Origin of the sequence: Chryseobacterium sp. CY350, from assembly GCF_027945075.1 — a bacterium.
Lineage (GTDB): Bacteria > Bacteroidota > Bacteroidia > Flavobacteriales > Weeksellaceae > Chryseobacterium.
On sequence record NZ_CP116034.1, the window covers coordinates 46,620 to 63,885 of the forward strand.

Annotated in this window: 14 protein-coding genes; 4 read left to right on the top strand and 10 right to left on the bottom strand. The window is 34.6% G+C overall.

Going from position 1 to position 17,266, the window contains the following annotated elements; genetic code table 11:
* Positions 1 to 115: 115 nt before the first annotated feature.
* The 4 genes from PGH12_RS00185 to PGH12_RS00200 form a co-directional block, all read right to left on the bottom strand.
* Positions 116 to 772, bottom strand: a complete 657-nt coding sequence (locus tag PGH12_RS00185; RefSeq protein ID WP_267597982.1) for a GDSL-type esterase/lipase family protein — start codon at positions 770 to 772, stop codon at positions 116 to 118.
* Positions 773 to 838: 66 nt separating this feature from the next.
* Complete coding sequence (locus PGH12_RS00190; RefSeq protein WP_267597981.1) at positions 839 to 1,297, bottom strand: lipocalin-like domain-containing protein; 459 nt, start codon at positions 1,295 to 1,297, stop codon at positions 839 to 841.
* Between the two features lie 187 nt (positions 1,298 to 1,484).
* A complete protein-coding gene (locus PGH12_RS00195; protein WP_267597980.1) occupies positions 1,485 to 2,648 on the bottom strand; it encodes an iron-containing alcohol dehydrogenase in 1,164 nt (387 codons plus the stop codon).
* Between the two features lie 705 nt (positions 2,649 to 3,353).
* Positions 3,354 to 3,611, bottom strand: a complete 258-nt coding sequence (locus PGH12_RS00200; protein WP_267597978.1) for a hypothetical protein — start codon at positions 3,609 to 3,611, stop codon at positions 3,354 to 3,356.
* A gap of 156 nt (positions 3,612 to 3,767) precedes the next feature.
* Here PGH12_RS00200 and PGH12_RS00205 point away from each other — a divergent pair, with 156 nt between their 5' ends.
* On the top strand, positions 3,768 to 6,305 hold the full coding sequence (locus PGH12_RS00205; protein WP_267597977.1) for a phosphoenolpyruvate carboxylase: 2,538 nt from the start codon (positions 3,768 to 3,770) through the stop codon (positions 6,303 to 6,305).
* Between the two features lie 83 nt (positions 6,306 to 6,388).
* Here PGH12_RS00205 and PGH12_RS00210 read toward each other — a convergent pair whose 3' ends face one another.
* On the bottom strand, positions 6,389 to 7,993 hold the full coding sequence (locus tag PGH12_RS00210; protein WP_267597976.1) for a S8 family serine peptidase: 1,605 nt from the start codon (positions 7,991 to 7,993) through the stop codon (positions 6,389 to 6,391).
* 163 nt (positions 7,994 to 8,156) lie between these two features.
* Between PGH12_RS00210 and PGH12_RS00215 the strand changes: the two genes are divergently transcribed.
* From PGH12_RS00215 to PGH12_RS00225, 3 genes are all read left to right on the top strand, one after another.
* Positions 8,157 to 9,281 (top strand): DegT/DnrJ/EryC1/StrS family aminotransferase, encoded by a 1,125-nt coding sequence (locus PGH12_RS00215; RefSeq protein ID WP_267597975.1) that lies wholly within the window; start codon positions 8,157 to 8,159, stop codon positions 9,279 to 9,281.
* 470 nt (positions 9,282 to 9,751) lie between these two features.
* Complete coding sequence (galE, locus tag PGH12_RS00220; RefSeq protein ID WP_267597974.1) at positions 9,752 to 10,774, top strand: UDP-glucose 4-epimerase GalE; 1,023 nt, start codon at positions 9,752 to 9,754, stop codon at positions 10,772 to 10,774.
* A 26-nt stretch (positions 10,775 to 10,800) separates the two neighbouring features.
* On the top strand, positions 10,801 to 11,235 hold the full coding sequence (locus tag PGH12_RS00225; RefSeq protein WP_050379853.1) for an adenylyltransferase/cytidyltransferase family protein: 435 nt from the start codon (positions 10,801 to 10,803) through the stop codon (positions 11,233 to 11,235).
* Between the two features lie 56 nt (positions 11,236 to 11,291).
* Here the strand turns inward: PGH12_RS00225 and PGH12_RS00230 are convergent, their stop codons facing one another.
* The 5 genes from PGH12_RS00230 to pnuC form a co-directional block, all read right to left on the bottom strand.
* Positions 11,292 to 13,799 carry a TonB-dependent receptor domain-containing protein gene (locus tag PGH12_RS00230; RefSeq protein WP_267597973.1) on the bottom strand — a complete coding sequence of 836 codons (2,508 nt, stop codon included), beginning with the start codon at positions 13,797 to 13,799 and terminating at the stop codon, positions 11,292 to 11,294.
* A 165-nt stretch (positions 13,800 to 13,964) separates the two neighbouring features.
* Positions 13,965 to 14,990: an endolytic transglycosylase MltG gene (gene mltG / locus PGH12_RS00235; RefSeq protein ID WP_267597972.1), complete on the bottom strand. Its 1,026-nt coding sequence runs from the start codon at positions 14,988 to 14,990 to the stop codon at positions 13,965 to 13,967.
* 35 nt (positions 14,991 to 15,025) lie between these two features.
* Positions 15,026 to 15,796 carry a diaminopimelate epimerase gene (gene dapF, locus PGH12_RS00240; protein WP_267597971.1) on the bottom strand — a complete coding sequence of 257 codons (771 nt, stop codon included), beginning with the start codon at positions 15,794 to 15,796 and terminating at the stop codon, positions 15,026 to 15,028.
* Positions 15,797 to 15,890: 94 nt separating this feature from the next.
* Positions 15,891 to 16,472, bottom strand: coding sequence for a hypothetical protein (locus PGH12_RS00245; RefSeq protein ID WP_267597970.1), 582 nt, complete (start codon positions 16,470 to 16,472; stop codon positions 15,891 to 15,893).
* Complete coding sequence (pnuC, locus tag PGH12_RS00250) at positions 16,469 to 17,146, bottom strand: nicotinamide riboside transporter PnuC (RefSeq protein ID WP_267597969.1); 678 nt, start codon at positions 17,144 to 17,146, stop codon at positions 16,469 to 16,471. Before pnuC ends, PGH12_RS00245 begins: the two co-directional genes overlap by 4 nt.
* Between the last annotated feature and the right edge of the window lie 120 nt (positions 17,147 to 17,266).

Below are 17,266 nucleotides of genomic sequence, written 5' to 3' on the forward strand. Positions count from 1 at the left end.
ATACAATCAAAATAATTAATAAAATTTTGTATAAATTTAATTTCAATTAATTTTATAATACAAATGGCTGAGAATTCTCAGCCATTTGTATTATAAATTATATAAGTTAAAATTTTTATTTCATATAAGGATTCATCACTTCAGTCCACAGCCTATAACCTTCAGGCGTTATGTGAAGCATGTCTTCTACGAAAAGATCTTTTCTTACATTTCCGTTTGCGTCATTCATCGTTTTTGTAATGTCAATATAATCTGCATTTTTCTCTTTCTTCATGAATTTTGCAATTTTCTTGTTGGCTTCTTTCATTTGAGGCCATAGTTTTTCGCGGCTCGGAGAATATTTAATGGAAATAAAATCTACCTCAATATGAGGGAATTTTTCTCGAATTTTCGTGTAAAAGATCTTAAACCGATCGACTACAACATCTGATTTCAGATTAGCGTCATCAGCAAAATCATTTTCGCCACAGTAGACGATTATCTGCTTGGGTTGATAAGGATTTAGCAAGTCGTGGGCATAGTAATTTAAATCTGTAAGCCTGGAACCTCCAAAACCTCTGTTAATGATTGTTTTGCCGGGAAAATATTCTGAGACGTTCTTCCATTTTGTGAAAGATGAGCTTCCTACTAATAAAATGGCATTTTTTGGTGGAGGAGTTTTTTGATCCAGAGCTTTAAATTCCTGGATGTCGTTCCAGAACATTGGTTTTTTTTCCTGTGAAAAAATCAGGACAAAAGTCAGCAGTAAAAATGCTGAGAAAATCTTCTTCATTGTTTCTAAATTTTAATAAAGATAAATATAATGAAAAACTCCCGAAATGATCGGGAGTTAGTTGATTTATCTTTTATAACTTCTATAAACGAAGTCAATTTTCTGATCTCCGTTATAATCTATACTGTTAAACATTTCCATAAGGCGCAGTTCTGTGCTGCTTAAAATGTCTACTTTGTAAGGTCTTTCATTATCATTATTGTACTTTATGACCAAAATTTTCTTTTCAGCATCATATGTATAAGTACCTTCTGTTTTTGCGCTTGTACACGTAGCGCCAATTCCCGTAACTGCTGTATACGCTGCGTAATAATCTATTCTAAACTCTGTAGTGCTTTTCGCGCTGCAGCCTGTAGGTGTAATAGTGTTAAGAACAGTCTTATTGTCTGCGCCGGAAATTACTTCTTCTTTTGTTTCTTTCCATTCACCTTTCAGCATATCCATTTCAAAACCTTCAACATCATCATCTTCGCATGAACTAAGCGCTAAAGCTGAAAAAGCAAATAAAAGTAGGTATTTTTTCATTTTCACATATTTAAGGTGCTAAAATATAAATAAATTTCAAATATCTATAATGAAATCTAGGTTTTTTAAACTAATGTTTATAAAAAAGATAATTTCACGTTTCATTTTACTTGCAATATTAAATAATCACTTCAAAATAGTTTGAAAAAAAAGTTCACGTGACTTTCGGTTTTTTATTGCAAGAGCTTTAATAACTCATTTCCAGAATTTTATAAGCATCTTGTGGAGTAAGGTTTTTATTTTCTCCCAAACCGACCCAGTTTCTTTCTATAAATGCTTTCTCGACACGTTCCGCAGTGTTCTGAAAATCATTTGTGTAATCAGAAAGCTTTGTCTTAATTTCTAAACTGTGAAAGAAATCTTCAAGCTTTTTTATTGCCATTTCAGCCTTTTCTTCTGTGCTTCCTTCTGTAATATTCCACACTCTTTCTGCATATTGTGCCAATTTTTCTTTTTTGGTTTCAAAATTATACCGATAGTGCGAAGGCGCAATTACGGCAAGTGTTCGTGCATGATCGATTCCGAAATACGCAGTCAGTTCATGTCCCATCGCGTGTACTGCCCAATCTGTAATTACACCTTTCTGGATGAGACCATTCAGAGCCATTGTACAACACCACATGAAATTCCCTGCTGCATCGTAATCAAACTCTTCGGTCATCACTTTCGGCGCCGTTTCCTGGAGGCTAATCAAAATGCTTTCGGCAATTCGTTCCTGAAGATCAGCAGATGATGGTGCTGTCATATATTGTTCTAAAACGTGAGTGTAAGCATCGGCGATTCCGTTTGCAATCTGCTTTTTCGGAATAGATCTTACAACCTCAGGATCTAATACCGAAAATAGTGGAAACAATCCTGGTCCGCCCGACGATAATTTCTCCTTTGTTTCCCTTCTGGATATGACGTAGCCGGAATTCATCTCAGAACCGGTTGCCGGTAGAGTTAGAATGGTTCCGAAAGGCATTCCCTCACCTTCCAAAGTTCTGACAGGTTTTTTAAGGATTTCCCACGGTTCACCATCATAAGAAGCCGCAGCAGATAGAAATTTCACACCGTCAATCACGGAGCCGCCACCTACAGCGAGAAGATAAGTGATATTATTTTCTTTAATAATGTGCAAAGCTTCCAGTAAAACTTCATATTCCGGATTAGCAGGAACGCCTCCAAACTCCAAAAGATCGTGATCTTTCAAAGCATCTTTCACCTGATCATAAACACCGTTATTTTTAATACTACCGCCACCGAAAATCATTAAAATTTTTGCGTTATGTATAATCTCTTTCGAAATTTTTGCAATTTCACCTTTACCGAAAATTATTTTTGTTGGATTTTTTAATTCAAAGTTGAGCATTGTTCTAAATTTATTTTAGATCAAATTTACGGATTGGAATATAAAAATTCGACTAATAACTCTTCAAACTTTGGATGAAAGAGTTTGACATTAACTATCAGAAACGTGATTAATTTATAATAAAAGATAAGAATTAATCAGAGAAACTGTTCTTATTTATTCTCCTGCATTTTTTTTTGCATAGATATATAAGATGTTCTGGACTTGATTTCTTTCTTTACTTTTTTTAAATTGATGAGCGTATAGATGTATATTGGTATAAAAAAAAGAGGTAAAACAGTGAAAATGTTGAGATCATTCTCCAGCGTCATATAAACTGCGATACCGAGAAGAATAAGAAATGAAAGGAAGTGGAAAAGTACAATTTTATGGTATCTTTTTTCAGTAATTCGTAATTCTTCTAGAGTTTGATCCGAAAGTATTTTTTTTTGCATTAATGTGATTTAGAAGAAACAAATATAAAAAAAATTTCACCTTTGTCAAGTGAAATTCCCATTTTATTGAGTAAAAAGTATGCATAACATTTATAATTATCTGTTTTTGAATAATTTAAATTGTTATTTTTCTTCTAACATAATCGTATTAATTCAATGATTGTGGAGTTTTTTCAGCATTATTTTTTTATATCTTTAATTATATAGCAAATAAAATGCGATTTTACCTAAGTTAAATTTCAGTAAAAATATATATCGAAAAGGTTAAAAATCATTCCTTCAAATGAAGCAGTCTAGACTTTATTTCTTCTCTGATATTTTTTAATCTTACATAACATAATAAAATAGAATAGCAACAAAATAAAGGTAAAAAAGTAAATATTCCGAAGCCTTTTTCAGCTGTCACAAAAATAGAGATAGCGATAATGAAAATCATCAACACAGAATTTTTTATAAAATCATTCTTTGTTTTGTGCTCGTTATAATACAATTCGTCGATGCTCTGCTCTCTTAATGTTTTCTCTCTCATAGTTTAGCGATTGTACACTTAATGATATAAAAATAAGGCTAATAATTTAAAATAACGTATTTAAGGACAAAATGTTATGTTAAAGAAAATATAAATTTTACGGATTTTTAAAGTCAATTACTCGCGATTAAATTTAAAATCTATTACATTTGTTAGATGATACACGACCAACGCGCAGAAAAATTCAGGCAGATTGTAGAAAATAAGTTTCAAATCTACAATTCTTTATTCATGAGTCTGCCTTATGACAAAATGACGAATATCGGGATGCTTCTTCCTTTTCTTTATGAAGAAAGCAAAGACGGTTATCAGGAAGGTAAAACACCGGAGCAGATTGTTGAAGAATTCTTTACAAACCATACCGACTTGCAAACTGAAGAGCAAAAACTTGAGTTACTTTTTAAGATTATACAGTATATAGAAAGACAGGTTGTTCTTTTTGACAGTATCGAAGATGCAGCCTTTCCTAATTTGCATTCTGATAGCGACAGCGGCACGGTTACTAATCTTTTCGAGCGTTCGTTGCAGGATCATAAGCTGGAAAAAGTGCGTGAGAAATTGAGAGATTTTCAGGTAAAAGTAGTTTTTACGGCACACCCGACGCAGTTTTATCCAAGCTCGGTACAGCGGATTTTACATGATCTCAGAAAATCAATTACCGATGATTCTATCACCAATATAGATATGCTTTTGCAGCAATTAGGAAAAACTCCTTTTGTTAATAAAGAAAAACCGACTCCTATTGATGAGGCTTTGAGCATCATTCATTATCTGAGATATGTGTATTATGATACAATTGGTGAACTTTTTACAACAATCAAAAAAACTTTCGGAAACGGAAATTTTCATTTGCATGAAGATTTGATTCAGCTTGGTTTCTGGCCGGGTGGTGACAGAGACGGAAACCCTTTTGTGACGGCAGATGTCACGAAAAGAGTCTCGGAAGAACTTCGTTCGGCAATTTTAAAATCCTATTACGGAAATTTAAAAGACGTAAGACGCAGACTGAGTTTCAGAGGCGTTTCAGAGGTTTTGGGACAATTGAGCACAGAATTATATTCAGCTATTTTCCGAAATGAAAGAATTACTGCCGAAGATATTCTTAAAAGATTAAACGAAGCCGAAAAGATATTGATAGAACAGCACAATTCTTTGTTTCTGGATCATCTACAGAACTTCAAAGACCGCGTAATGATCTTCGGAACTCATTTTGCAACTTTGGATATTCGGCAGGACAGCAGAATTCACCAGCAGGTAATTGATGATGTTTACGATGCAAAATTTGGTAAAAATACTGATGTTGGCAACGAAGAAAAATTTAATCAACTGATAATGCTATCGGAAACGATTGATGCTGATCAGTTTGAAGATATCATCAAAGATACGCTATTGAATGTAGCTCAGGTAAAAGATATTCAGTTTGCTAACGGAAATCGCGGGATGAATCGATATATTATTTCAAATTCTGACGCCGTGAAAGATGTGATGAATGTTTATGCTTTTTTCAAAATTTCAGGATATAATGATGAAGAAATCAATATGGATATTGTTCCTCTTTTTGAAACGATGGAAGGCCTTGATAATGCCGAAAGCGTGATGAAAGAACTATATAAAAATCCGATTTATCAAAAACATTTGGAGAGAAGAGGAAGTCAGCAGACGATCATGCTTGGTTTTTCAGACGGAACAAAAGACGGTGGTTATCTGAAAGCTAACTGGGAAATTTATAAAGCGAAAGAAGTATTGACCAAACTTTCGGAAGAAAACGGAATCAAAGTTGTCTTTTTTGATGGTCGCGGCGGTCCGCCAGCGCGAGGTGGTGGCAAAACACACGATTTCTACGCTTCGCAGGGAAAAACAATTGCCAACAATAAAATCGAACTTACAATTCAAGGTCAAACTATAACCAGTATTTTTGGAAATAAGGAACAGGCAAAATTCAATTTTGAACAGCTTCTTACGGCTGGAGTTGAAAATGACGTGTTTAAAAACTCTAAAAAAGACCTAACGGAAGAAGAACGTGCATTAATTATTGAACTGGCAGATATCAGTTATAAAAAATATTCTGACCTAAAGGCTCATCCTATGTTTGTACCTTATCTTCAGGAGATGAGTACGCTTGAATATTACGGAAAAACCAATATCGGAAGCCGTCCGTCAAAACGAGGTGGTGGAAATGAGTTGAAATTTGAAGATCTGAGAGCGATTCCTTTTGTTGGATCTTGGTCGCAGCTAAAGCAGAATGTTCCTGGATTTTTCGGTTTTGGTTTTGCCATGCAGCAGCTGAAAGAAGAAGGAAGGTTCGATGAGCTGCGAAAACTGTACAAAGGTTCAGATTTCTTTAAAACATTGGTTTTAAACTCAATGATGAGTATGAATAAATCTTATTTTCCGCTTACCTATTATATTAAAGACAATCCGAAGTTCGGCGAATTCTGGAATGTGCTTTATAGCGAATATAATCTTTCAAAAGATATTATGCTTGAGCTTACCGGTTTCAAAATGCTGCAGGAAGAAGATCCTTTATCAAGAAAATCGGTTAAAATTCGTGAGAAAATTGTACTTCCACTGTTGAGTATTCAGCAATATGCTTTAATGAAAATTCAAAAAGGTGAAGGTAACAAGGAAGCTTACGAAAAACTGGTGACGAGATCTCTTTTTGGAAATATTAATGCGAGTAGAAATTCGGCTTAATCGTAATTAAATAAACAAATTATTTTTCAGTGTAGAAAACGGCGAGAAATTTTATCGAAAAAGTCTCGCCGTTTTTTTTATAATTAATTTTTTAGAAATTTTTCATAATAGACATGGTCTTTTACCTGAACTTTTAGATAATAAGTTCCGCTAGCAAAATCCTGAACATTAATTGATTTCTGATTTTTAGATTTTAATACCGATCTTCCCAAATTGTCAAAAACTTCGAGAGATGAAACTTCGCCTTCGGTGGCTATGCTCAAAATTGATTGTACCGGATTTGGAAATACTGAAATTTGATTTCGTTTTACCAATTCAGAAGTATTCAGAACAGAATTGTATAAGCTTCCGAAATTGAGAATTCCGTAGCCGGTCTGATTATTTGTGTTGGGATATAATGAAGCAGTCTGTCTAAGTTTAGTTTTCATCAAATCCCGGCTCATTGTAGGAAATGCCTGAATGAGACAAGCGACACCTCCCGCTGCGATGGGTGTTGCAATTGAGGTTCCGGAGACCGTCGTTACTGTACTATTATCTACCGTTGCCGATGCAGTTCCTCTTACGGCAGCATCGGGTTTTACAATTCCCGCAGAATTGGGTCCGAAAGAAGAAAATCCCGAAGGAATACCTGTAGAATCTACAGATCCTATTGTGAAAACCTGCGCATTATCGGCAGGAGTTGTAATAAAATGCCATGCTTGCTCTCCAGAATTTCCTGCGGCAATTAGTACAAAAATTCCTTTGCTGACGGCAATTTGGCTAGCTCTGGCAATAAAAGAGGTTGTACCGTTCATATTGGCATAGGTATAACTGTATTTCGGATCATCAAAGTTGTTATAGCCTAAAGAAGTAGTGATAATGTCGACACCTTTTCTGTCTGCTTCTTCAGCAGCCTCGATCCAATATAATTCTTCCTGAGGAACTTCTACCATCGCATTTTCGCTTCTGTAAAGGTAAAAATCTGCATCTGGGGCTGAACCTACAAAAGTATTTTGAATGTATCCTCCAATTGCTCCCAGAACCACAGTTCCGTGGTTATTAAGAGTTGGGTCATAGATATTTGTCGTCTTGGTCACAAAATCATAGCCGCCTTTTATTTTATTATTGGTTATCAGTCTTAAGAAGGCAGAACCTGTATTGACAGTAGGGAATCCGGTATCAATTACAGCAATGGTAACGCCAGTTCCGGTAAATCCTGCAAGATGAAGTGGTCTGAGATTAATCTGGTCAATCTGATCTGATCCCGAACCATAATTAAATACAGTCATATTCTTCTGAGCCAAGTCAAAGCTTTCCCACTTATTGATATTTTGAGTTTTCAGTACAAGTGAAGAATTTTTAGCAAAACTTTCTACAGATTGCACAAAAGGTTGGGCTTTTATGAGATTTACCTGAGTTTGATTCACGACCAAAGCAACTCCATTTAACCATTTGGAAGAGTCGGTAATGGTAAAGCCAAGGTTCTGCAAATTTTGAATGTAAGTCTGTTCGATAGGCGCATCCTGATCATTCAACGGAATTCCCAAAGTTGTTCTTCTGGTGAGTGCTTTTTGAGTTAACTCAGATAAAGGATTGGCGTAGAAAGCAGCTTTGTTGGGTTTGTCGTTAAAGTACACAAAAACCAGTTCGCTTTGAGCATTTGCACGGCCATAACCTGCTATAAGACAAAATAATAAAATTTTCTTCATCTAATTATTTTTCATAAAGATAAAACAATTTCAATAAAATTTTTGAAAGGATTTTAATTTCCTTATTTTTACGAAAATATTTGTTTTTGAAACCGTGTTTTAAACTTACAGAGAAAAGTAGGGTATCGCGGTTACATTTAACTTAGAAAAATAAAATTGACGTATGAAAAAAATACAGATGGTTGACTTGCAAAGTCAGTATTACAAAATAAAAAATGATGTAGATAATGCGGTTTTAAATGTGATGGATTCTGCGGCTTTCATTAATGGTCCCGAAGTAAAATCATTTCAGAACGAGCTGGAAACTTACCTTGATGTGAAGCATGTGATCCCATGTGCAAACGGAACAGATGCGCTGCAAATTGCATTAATGGCGTTGGATCTACAGGAAGGAGATGAGGTTGTCACTGCTGATTTTACTTTTGCGGCAACGGTAGAGGTTATTCATTTGCTTAAATTAAAATCTGTTTTGGTAGATGTAGATTACGATACTTTTACAATTTCTACTGAGCAGATAAGAAAAGCGATTACTCCAAAAACTAAGGCGATTATTCCTGTTCATATTTTCGGACAATGTGCGAATATGGAAGAGATTTTGAAGATCGCCGAAGAGCATAATTTATTTGTAATTGAAGATGATGCGCAGGCAATCGGCTCTCAGTTTACATTTTCAGATGGAACTGTAAGACATGCCGGTACAATGTCTACCGTTGGAACAACTTCTTTTTTTCCATCTAAAAATTTAGGCTGCTACGGAGACGGTGGAGCTATTTTTACGAATAATGATAATTTAGCATATAAGATCAGAGGAATCGTAAATCATGGAATGTACGAAAGATATTATCATGATGAAGTAGGTGTTAATTCCCGTTTAGACAGTATTCAGGCGGCGATTTTGAGAAAGAAACTTCCTAATCTGGATTCGTATAACGATGCAAGAAGAAAGGCTGCAGATTATTATGACGAAGCTTTTGCCGGAAATGAAAACATATTAACACCAAAAAGAGCTGAATATTCTACACATGTTTTCCATCAATATACTCTCAGAATTTTGAATGGAAAGCGTAACGAATTACAAAAATTCTTAACGGAAAAAGAGATTCCTGCAATGATTTATTATCCTGTTGCTTTGAGAAAACAAAAAGCTTATTTTCAGGAAAGTAATGATGCAGATTTTGTGAATACAGACAAACTTTTGGATCAGGTTATTTCTCTACCGATGCATACAGAATTAGACGAAGAGCAGTTGAAGTATATTACGGATGCTGTGTTGGAGTTTATGGGATAAGCTATGCTTCACGATGAAAGAATATTAAAAAATAAGTTTGCTTATTTTTTTACAATAATATTTGTTCTTGGTTGGATGATATTTTTTGCTTACAATATTTTTAAAATTTTTATAATGGCTTATGGATTTAATGAGGAATATAGTATGATTAAAGTCCCGATTTATGTATTGTATTTTATCATATTTCCATTGTTAATATTTTCATTTATAAGCATATTTAAGGAATCTAAAATGATGTTCAAGTATCTAAATACTTCTGTGGTACTAATAATCATTTTTCATCTCTTGTTTTTTTATATTAAGTGTCAAAAAATCAGCGATCCTAGTCATTTTATATATACTTTCATAATTATGAATGTTTTATTTATTTTAATACCGGTTGTATTTATAAATTATTCAAGACATTCACCTATAAATAACGAAATAGAAGAGATTGGGAAATCCTAAGATTAAAAAATATACAAAAACAAATGGCAATACTTGTAACAGGCGGACTTGGATACATTGGTTCTCACACGGTTGTGGAACTGATCAATAATAACTTTGAAGTGGTTATTGTGGATGATTTATCCAATTCGGAAAAATTTATTTTAAATAATATTGAGGAAATCACAGGTAAGCGACCTATTTTTTATCCTTTTGATTTAAAACGTAAAGAACTTCTCAATCAGGTTTTTGACGCTCACAATATTGAAGGTTGCATCAATTTTGCTGCTTTTAAAGCTGTAGGTGAAAGTCAGGAAAAGCCGATTGATTATTATGAAAACAATTTGTTTTCACTAATCAATATTTTACAGGAATTTAAAGCGAGAAAAATTTCCAACTTTATCTTCAGCTCATCTTGCACGGTTTACGGACAGGCAGATAAAATGCCAATCGATGAAAATACTCCGCTGAAAATGCCGGAAAGTGTATACGGGAAAACAAAACAGATGGGAGAAGAAATTCTTAAAGATTTTGCTCAGTCTTACAAAAGTAAAATCTGTCTGTTGAGATATTTTAATCCTATTGGTGCTCATCCTTCATCATTGTTGGGAGAATTGCCGATCGGAGTTCCCAATAATCTTGTTCCGTATGTGATGCAGACTGCAGCAGGAATCCGTGAGAAATTAAGTATTTGGGGGAATGATTATCCTACAGAAGACGGTACAGCAGTTCGTGATTATATTTATGTAGTAGATTTGGCCAAAGCTCACGTGGCCGCTTTAAAAAGTTTGATTAATAAAAATTCCGAAGAAACTGTAATTGATATTTACAATTTGGGAACAGGAAAAGGTTCTTCGGTTTTAGAAGTCGTGCAGGCTTTTGAAGCTGCGAATAATGTTGCGGTTCCTTATCAGATTTGCGACAGGAGAGAAGGTGATATTACGGTGGCATTTGCAAATGCAGACAAGGCTGAAAGAGAACTCAACTGGAAATCTGAAACATCACTTGTAGAAGCATTAAAAACGGTATGGAATTGGCAGCAATATCTAGAGTCACGAAAAAATTAGTACAATAGAACACATTTATATTTTATATGAAAACAGATAGAATTGGAATAACATTTTCCTCATTTGATTTACTTCACGCAGGTCATATCAAAATGCTTGAAGAAGCTAAAACTGTATGCGATTACCTTATTGTAGGATTACAAATCGATCCTTCGCATGATCGTCCTACGAAAAACAGACCTACGCAGACTATTGTCGAAAGATATATTCAGTTGAAAGCGGTAAACGCTGTGGACGAGATTATCCCTTACTACACAGAAGAAGATCTTGAGGATATTCTTAAATCTTTTGTAATTGATGTAAGAATCATTGGAGATGATTATATGGACAGAGATTTCACCGGAAAAAAATACTGCGAAGAAAAAGGCATTGAGATTTTTTATAATAAAAGAGATCACAGATTTTCATCAAGCGATTTACGGAAAAGAATTTATGAAGCCGAAATGGCAAAACTGAAATAACAAAATCCCGAAAGTTTACTTTCGGGATTTTTTGTGGTTTATAATGTAATTGATTACTACATAGGACCTTGCTGATCGTCTCCTGTAGCGTTCGCATTAACGTCTTTTTTTCTCTTTGGCTGCTCAATTTTTTCACCTTGCTTAAATCTGTAGGTAAGCGAAACCGCAAACTGTCTCGGCTGCCATTGCATATATGATTCTCTGCTGAAATCTGCAGTTGTAGTGGTGCTTCGCATTGCTCGGGTATTAAAAATATCCTGAATATTAAAACTCACCGTTCCATTACCATCCCAAATTGTTTTCGATGCACCAAAATTTAAAGCATACATATCGTTTCGGGTTTGGTTTTCACTTTTCTGCGCTCCTCTGTAAAATCCTTGCAACTGAAAACTAAATGTTTTGTCAATTTTAAAAGTAGAAGTCAGTCTTGCTCTTGTCGAAAAACCTGAACCTTCAAAAGACAATGGTCTGCCTGATAATTCTGGAGCATCAGATATTCCTGTAGTTTTGTAGCCGAATAAATCAACATTTCCTAAGAATTTTAACCATTTGGTAGCATCCCAATTGAAATTTAAATCTAAACCATAACGGTCATCTGAGCCCAAATTAATAGGTTTTGTATGGAAAGCACCCACCAAATCAGAATATACCAGCATCTTCACATCATCACTAGAATGTCTGTAGTATAATGTAGGATTTACCGTAAATTTCCCTTTAGAAATACTGTATCCAAATTCGTAAGAATCTACATAAGAAGGATTTAGATCAATATTTCCGTCAAAAATATTCTGGTTATCAGTATAGCTGGGATTTGGAATCAAAAACCAAGATCTAGGTCTGTCTATTCTTCTTGAATAATTCACTAAAAACTGGTTGTCTTTTGCAATTTCGTAGCTTAAAAATACAGATGGAAATATGTTATTATAAGTCTTTTTATTGTTGATATTTGGCGTATAATAATCTAAATTTGAATATTTAATGTCAACCTGAGAATATTCATTTCTAAGTCCTAACTGATATCCTAATTTTCCTATTTTGCTTTTAAATTGTAGATATCCTGCATTGAAAATTTCTCTGTAATAAGCATTGTAAGTAAATAAGTTTTTGTAGAAAAAATCGGGAGATGACGGATTTTTTTCTAAAACATCATTATCATATACGTTTTGATTTACGTCTAATCTGTAACCCGCTTCAATTCTTGAGTTTTCACCGATAGGAAGTTCGTAATCAGCTTTACCTACCAAAGTTTTGTTTTTTGTTGTCTGGTTGATAGCGTTGTCAAGTTGAAAAACATTGTCTTCAGTTTGATTAACAAAAGTATCATTATATGATCTGTTACTTTGTAGACTCACAGACAATGATAAATTCTGGCCTTTATCGTCAAACTTATGATCTAAACCAAAATCACCCTGAAACGCGAGATTGTCATTAGAACCATTATTCATTCTTGTGACAAATGAATTCGGATCTTTCAAAAATTGATAGTCGTAATTTATACTCCCGATATTTTCGCTTTCGTAAGTTCTTACGGTAGCAGAAGCATTTACCGACGTTTTGTCTGAAATATCGTACACAATACCAGATGATGCATTGTAGTTGCTGTTATTGCTGTTTGTGATCGATTCCTGACCTGTGAAAGTTCTGTCGCTATCTAACGTAGCATTGAAAAATTTTGCATTATTTCTGTTGGTGTTTTTAGACTCACGATATCCGCCACCACCGTTCAGAAACCATGTGAGATTCCCCTTTCTCCAGCTCAAATTGGTATTTAAGTTGGTCTGTGGTAAATATCCTAAAGTTCCGATTACACTACCGTTGAAACCAGTTTTTTTAGATTTCTTTAAAATAATATTTAAAATACCCGCGGTTCCGCTCGCTTCATATTTTGAGGAAGGATTGGTGATTACCTCGATTCTTTCGATCTGATCTGCGGGAATACTCTGTAATGCATTGGCGCCATCGTCAATCCCAAGAAGGGCAGAAGGTTTTCCGTTGATAAGAAATCTCACATTAGAACTTCCTCTCATTGAAACCGTTCCGTCTGTATCTACAGAAACTGATGGTACATTTGAAAGCACATCCTGAAGATTTCCACCTTTACTTACAATATCCTGAGAAGGGTCGTAGGTTCTTTTATCAAGCTCAACTTTATAAGGTTTGGTCGCAACGGTGATCGTTACACCCTGAATGTCCTGAGTTTTCAGATTGGTAGCTGAAGCTTCTGCCTCAATTGATAAAGCACCAATATTTCCGGCTGCAGTAATTTGCTTATTGGTAACGCTCTTTTTGTAATCGATTGCCTCAAGCGTAATATCGTAGTTTCCGGGAGTCAGCTCAAGTTGATATTGACCTTTTTCGTCAGTAAGGGTAGCATCACTATACAGCTTGTTGGTCTTGTTGCTAAAGGTTACAGATGCGTATGGTACAGGCTGATTGCTTTTATCAACAATAGTTCCTGTAACGCCTACTTTTTCCTGTCCGAATGCAAAAGCTGCCGCAGATAATACAAAAGTCAACCCAAGAGTTTTCTTCGTAATGATGCTCATTATTTCCGTCTGATTCATAAAATATTCTTTAAATGAAATTTTAAAATATTCAATTATAGTTACTAAATTAATAATACTGAATTTTCTAAATTTTCAATAGTTGTTTATTACTTTTAATAGATTGGTCGCGTTTGTGTGCAGAATGTTAATTATTTAATTGTTAAAAAAAGTTAAATATTTTTATTATTTAATATTTTTAGAATTTAGCCAGTCCTGATACGCTTTTGCATTAATTACATGTTGCTCGGCACTTGCTGTAAATTTGTGATATCCCATTCTTGCAGGATCTGCACACATAAAAATATATGAATTGTTTTCTGCATCCAGAACTGCATTCACAGAATTCTTATCAACCACACAAATCGGTCCCGGAGGAATTCCTGCATTCGCGTAAGTGTTGTAAGGTGAAGGAGTTGTGAGATGCTTGTACAAAACTCTTTTAATTGATTCTTTAAAATTGTTCTGTTTATTCATTGCATAAATTACAGTGGGATCAGATTGTAATTTCATACCTTTTCGGTAACGGTTTAGATATAATCCGGCAATGGTTTTCATCTCATCCGGTTTACCACCAGATTCTTTGTATACAATCGATGCTAAAGCATAAATTTGCTCTCTCGTTAAACCAGATTTTTGTTCTTTCTCTTTTCTTTCGACCGTCCAGAAATCGTTATACTGATCTTCAAATTTCTTGAAAAACTCTTTCGGAGTCACCGTCCAAAAGAAATTGTACGTATCGATGAAAAAATATTTTTTAAGATCTTCAGCATTATTGTAACCTTTTTCTCCTGCAATTTTATTTAAATCATTGACAAATTTTAAAGAATCTAGCTCTGTTTTTTTTGAAACTCTACCAACCATCTGATAAATGTCACCAAAATCACCAATTCTGAACGAATTTTCACTTTGATTGCCAGCTTTTATCATATTTACTAAGCTTGTGTTACTTGCACCTTTAGAAAAATGGTAACGTCCCGGCTTAAAATGCTGATCCATTCCCTTATCTTTTGCTACTTCCGTAAAAGATTCTTTATTGTTGACGTAAGGTGAAATAGAATCTAAGATCTGTCGAAATTCTGCACCGTGAGGAATGAGAACATATCCATCTTTCCGGATATTATTGCCGTAATATTTTTTATAAAATTTAAAACCAAAAAATCCTGCCACGGCAAGAATTATAAGGACAATAATGAGAATAGCTTTTTTCATTACAATTTAATAGGGTTAAAAGTTTTTTCTAAAAATTAAAGAATATCGATATTTCCTTTAAAAACCTGCATTGCCGGGCCTTCAAGCCAAATATTCTGAAAAGAATCTCCTTTCTTTTCGGCATAAACTTTAAGATCGCCCCCAAGCGTTTTAACTTTTATCGAAGTTAGATTGCTTTTTTCCAGAAAAGTTAAAGCAGACGCTGTAACTCCTGTTCCGCAGCTGTAAGTTTCGTCTTCAACACCTCGTTCATAGGTTCTTACGAAGATCTCATCATCAGAAATATTTTCAACAAAATTTACATTGATGCCTTTTTCTTTATAAATATCTGAATTTCTAATGCTGTTTCCTTCTGCGAAAACATTAAAATCTGAAATATCTTCTACGTATTTTACATAATGTGGCGATCCCGTATCGAGTATAGAATCATCGCCATCTCGATGTATTGTTTCTACATCACCCATCTTCAATTTAACAATGTCATCGTTGATTTCTGCTTCGTGTAAACCATCAATTGCTACAAAAACTGTCTTATTTTCTTTAAAAATTGAAAGAAAATGTGCGAATGCCACCGAACAGCGGGCTCCGTTTCCACAAAAACTTTTCGATCCGTCAGAATTATAATAGTCGACCTCAAAATCTGCTTTTTCTGCTGTATTTATTTTAATTAAACCATCAGCTCCGATTCCGAAACGTCTGTCGCAAAGTTTCTGAATATTTTCTGTTGAGATATTATTCCATTCTCCGGAACGATTGTCGATCATTACAAAATCGTTTCCTGTTCCCTGATATTTATAAAATTCCATAGTGTATCTATCTTAAAAACAACTTGCAAAATTACTACAATAAATAAGAAAAACGAACAGCCGTCGCTGTCCGTTTACATATTTAGAATGATTACTATCTGAAACCGCCGTTGGATCTCGTTGTGTTATTCTGTGGTGCAGTTTGCGGAGTTGAAGGAGTTGAAGGCGTCGTGCTTCTTGTAGAATTTGTATTATTTCTAAAACCGCTGTTGCCGTTGGATCTTGGTGCAGTCTGCTGCTGCTGTCTTTGGCTGTTGCTGTTTCCCGAATTCCTAAAACCGCTGTTACCACTGTTGCTTCTAGTGCTGTTGTTCCTGTTGGTATTTGTATTATTTCTTGGGTTCGTGTAATTTCCGTTGTTATTGTTAGGAGTATCTCTGAAGCTAGGTGCAGGCCTGTTTGATGTGCTTCTTTTTTCTACATAAACTTTAGTTCGGTTGTTACCATAGTAATATGGTACGCCGTTATCATAATAGTAGCGCATATCATCTCTGTAATAATATCCGTCGTTTCCATAGTAACCTCCGGAATTATAATATCCCTGTGGTGCGTAATATGATCCATCATTATAGTAAGGATCTCCGTAAGAATCTGCGTATCCGTTATTGTATGACATACAAGACGTTAAGCTTGCTGCAACAAATACTGAGAATGCTATTTTTATTAAATTTTTCATGACTTTACTGTATTGTTATCGTTAAAACTTTTTTTCCAGTTGACGTATCCTATGACCGCCATAATGGTAAATACCAAATATTGAACCGAAGTGATTCCTAGTTCTTTGTAAATTAACATGGGTATACAAACTAAATCTCCTAAGATCCAAAAAATCCAGTTTTCAATCCGGCGTTTCGCCATTAGCCACATTCCTACCAAAAATGTTGATGTTACCACTACATCAAGCCAGTTTGCCCAGTCCAGATGATTTAAGCCCAGGTCTGCACCGTCAAACGAAAATTGATTATCAATGAATGGTTTAAAATAATAAATGACAGTCACCATAATGGCACTTAATATAAAAAGTAGTACAGCAAACATCCATTCTCTTTTAGTTGCCCAATTGACCTCCACGTGAATATTGTCATTTGAATTTTTCGACCATAGAATCCAGCCGTATATACTCATCGACGTGTAATAAACATTGATGATGCAGTCTCCGAGCAACCCGAAATTAAAAAGTATATACACGTAAATTAAGGTAGAGATGATTCCCGTGGGGTACACCCAAATGTTTTTTTTGATCGAAAAGTAAACGCTGAGGATTCCAAAAGCAGTTCCGGTTGCTTCCAGCAAAATTTGTAAAAAGGTATATGATTCATACGGTTTTACAAAAAGGTCATATAGATTCATGTCATCAAAAATAATGAAAAAATCAGTTGTTTTGAAATGTTTTAAAACGAGTGTAAATCAGTTTTTTATATTTCGAAATATAAATTAAATGACAAAAGTTTATTAATAAATGTTAAGATC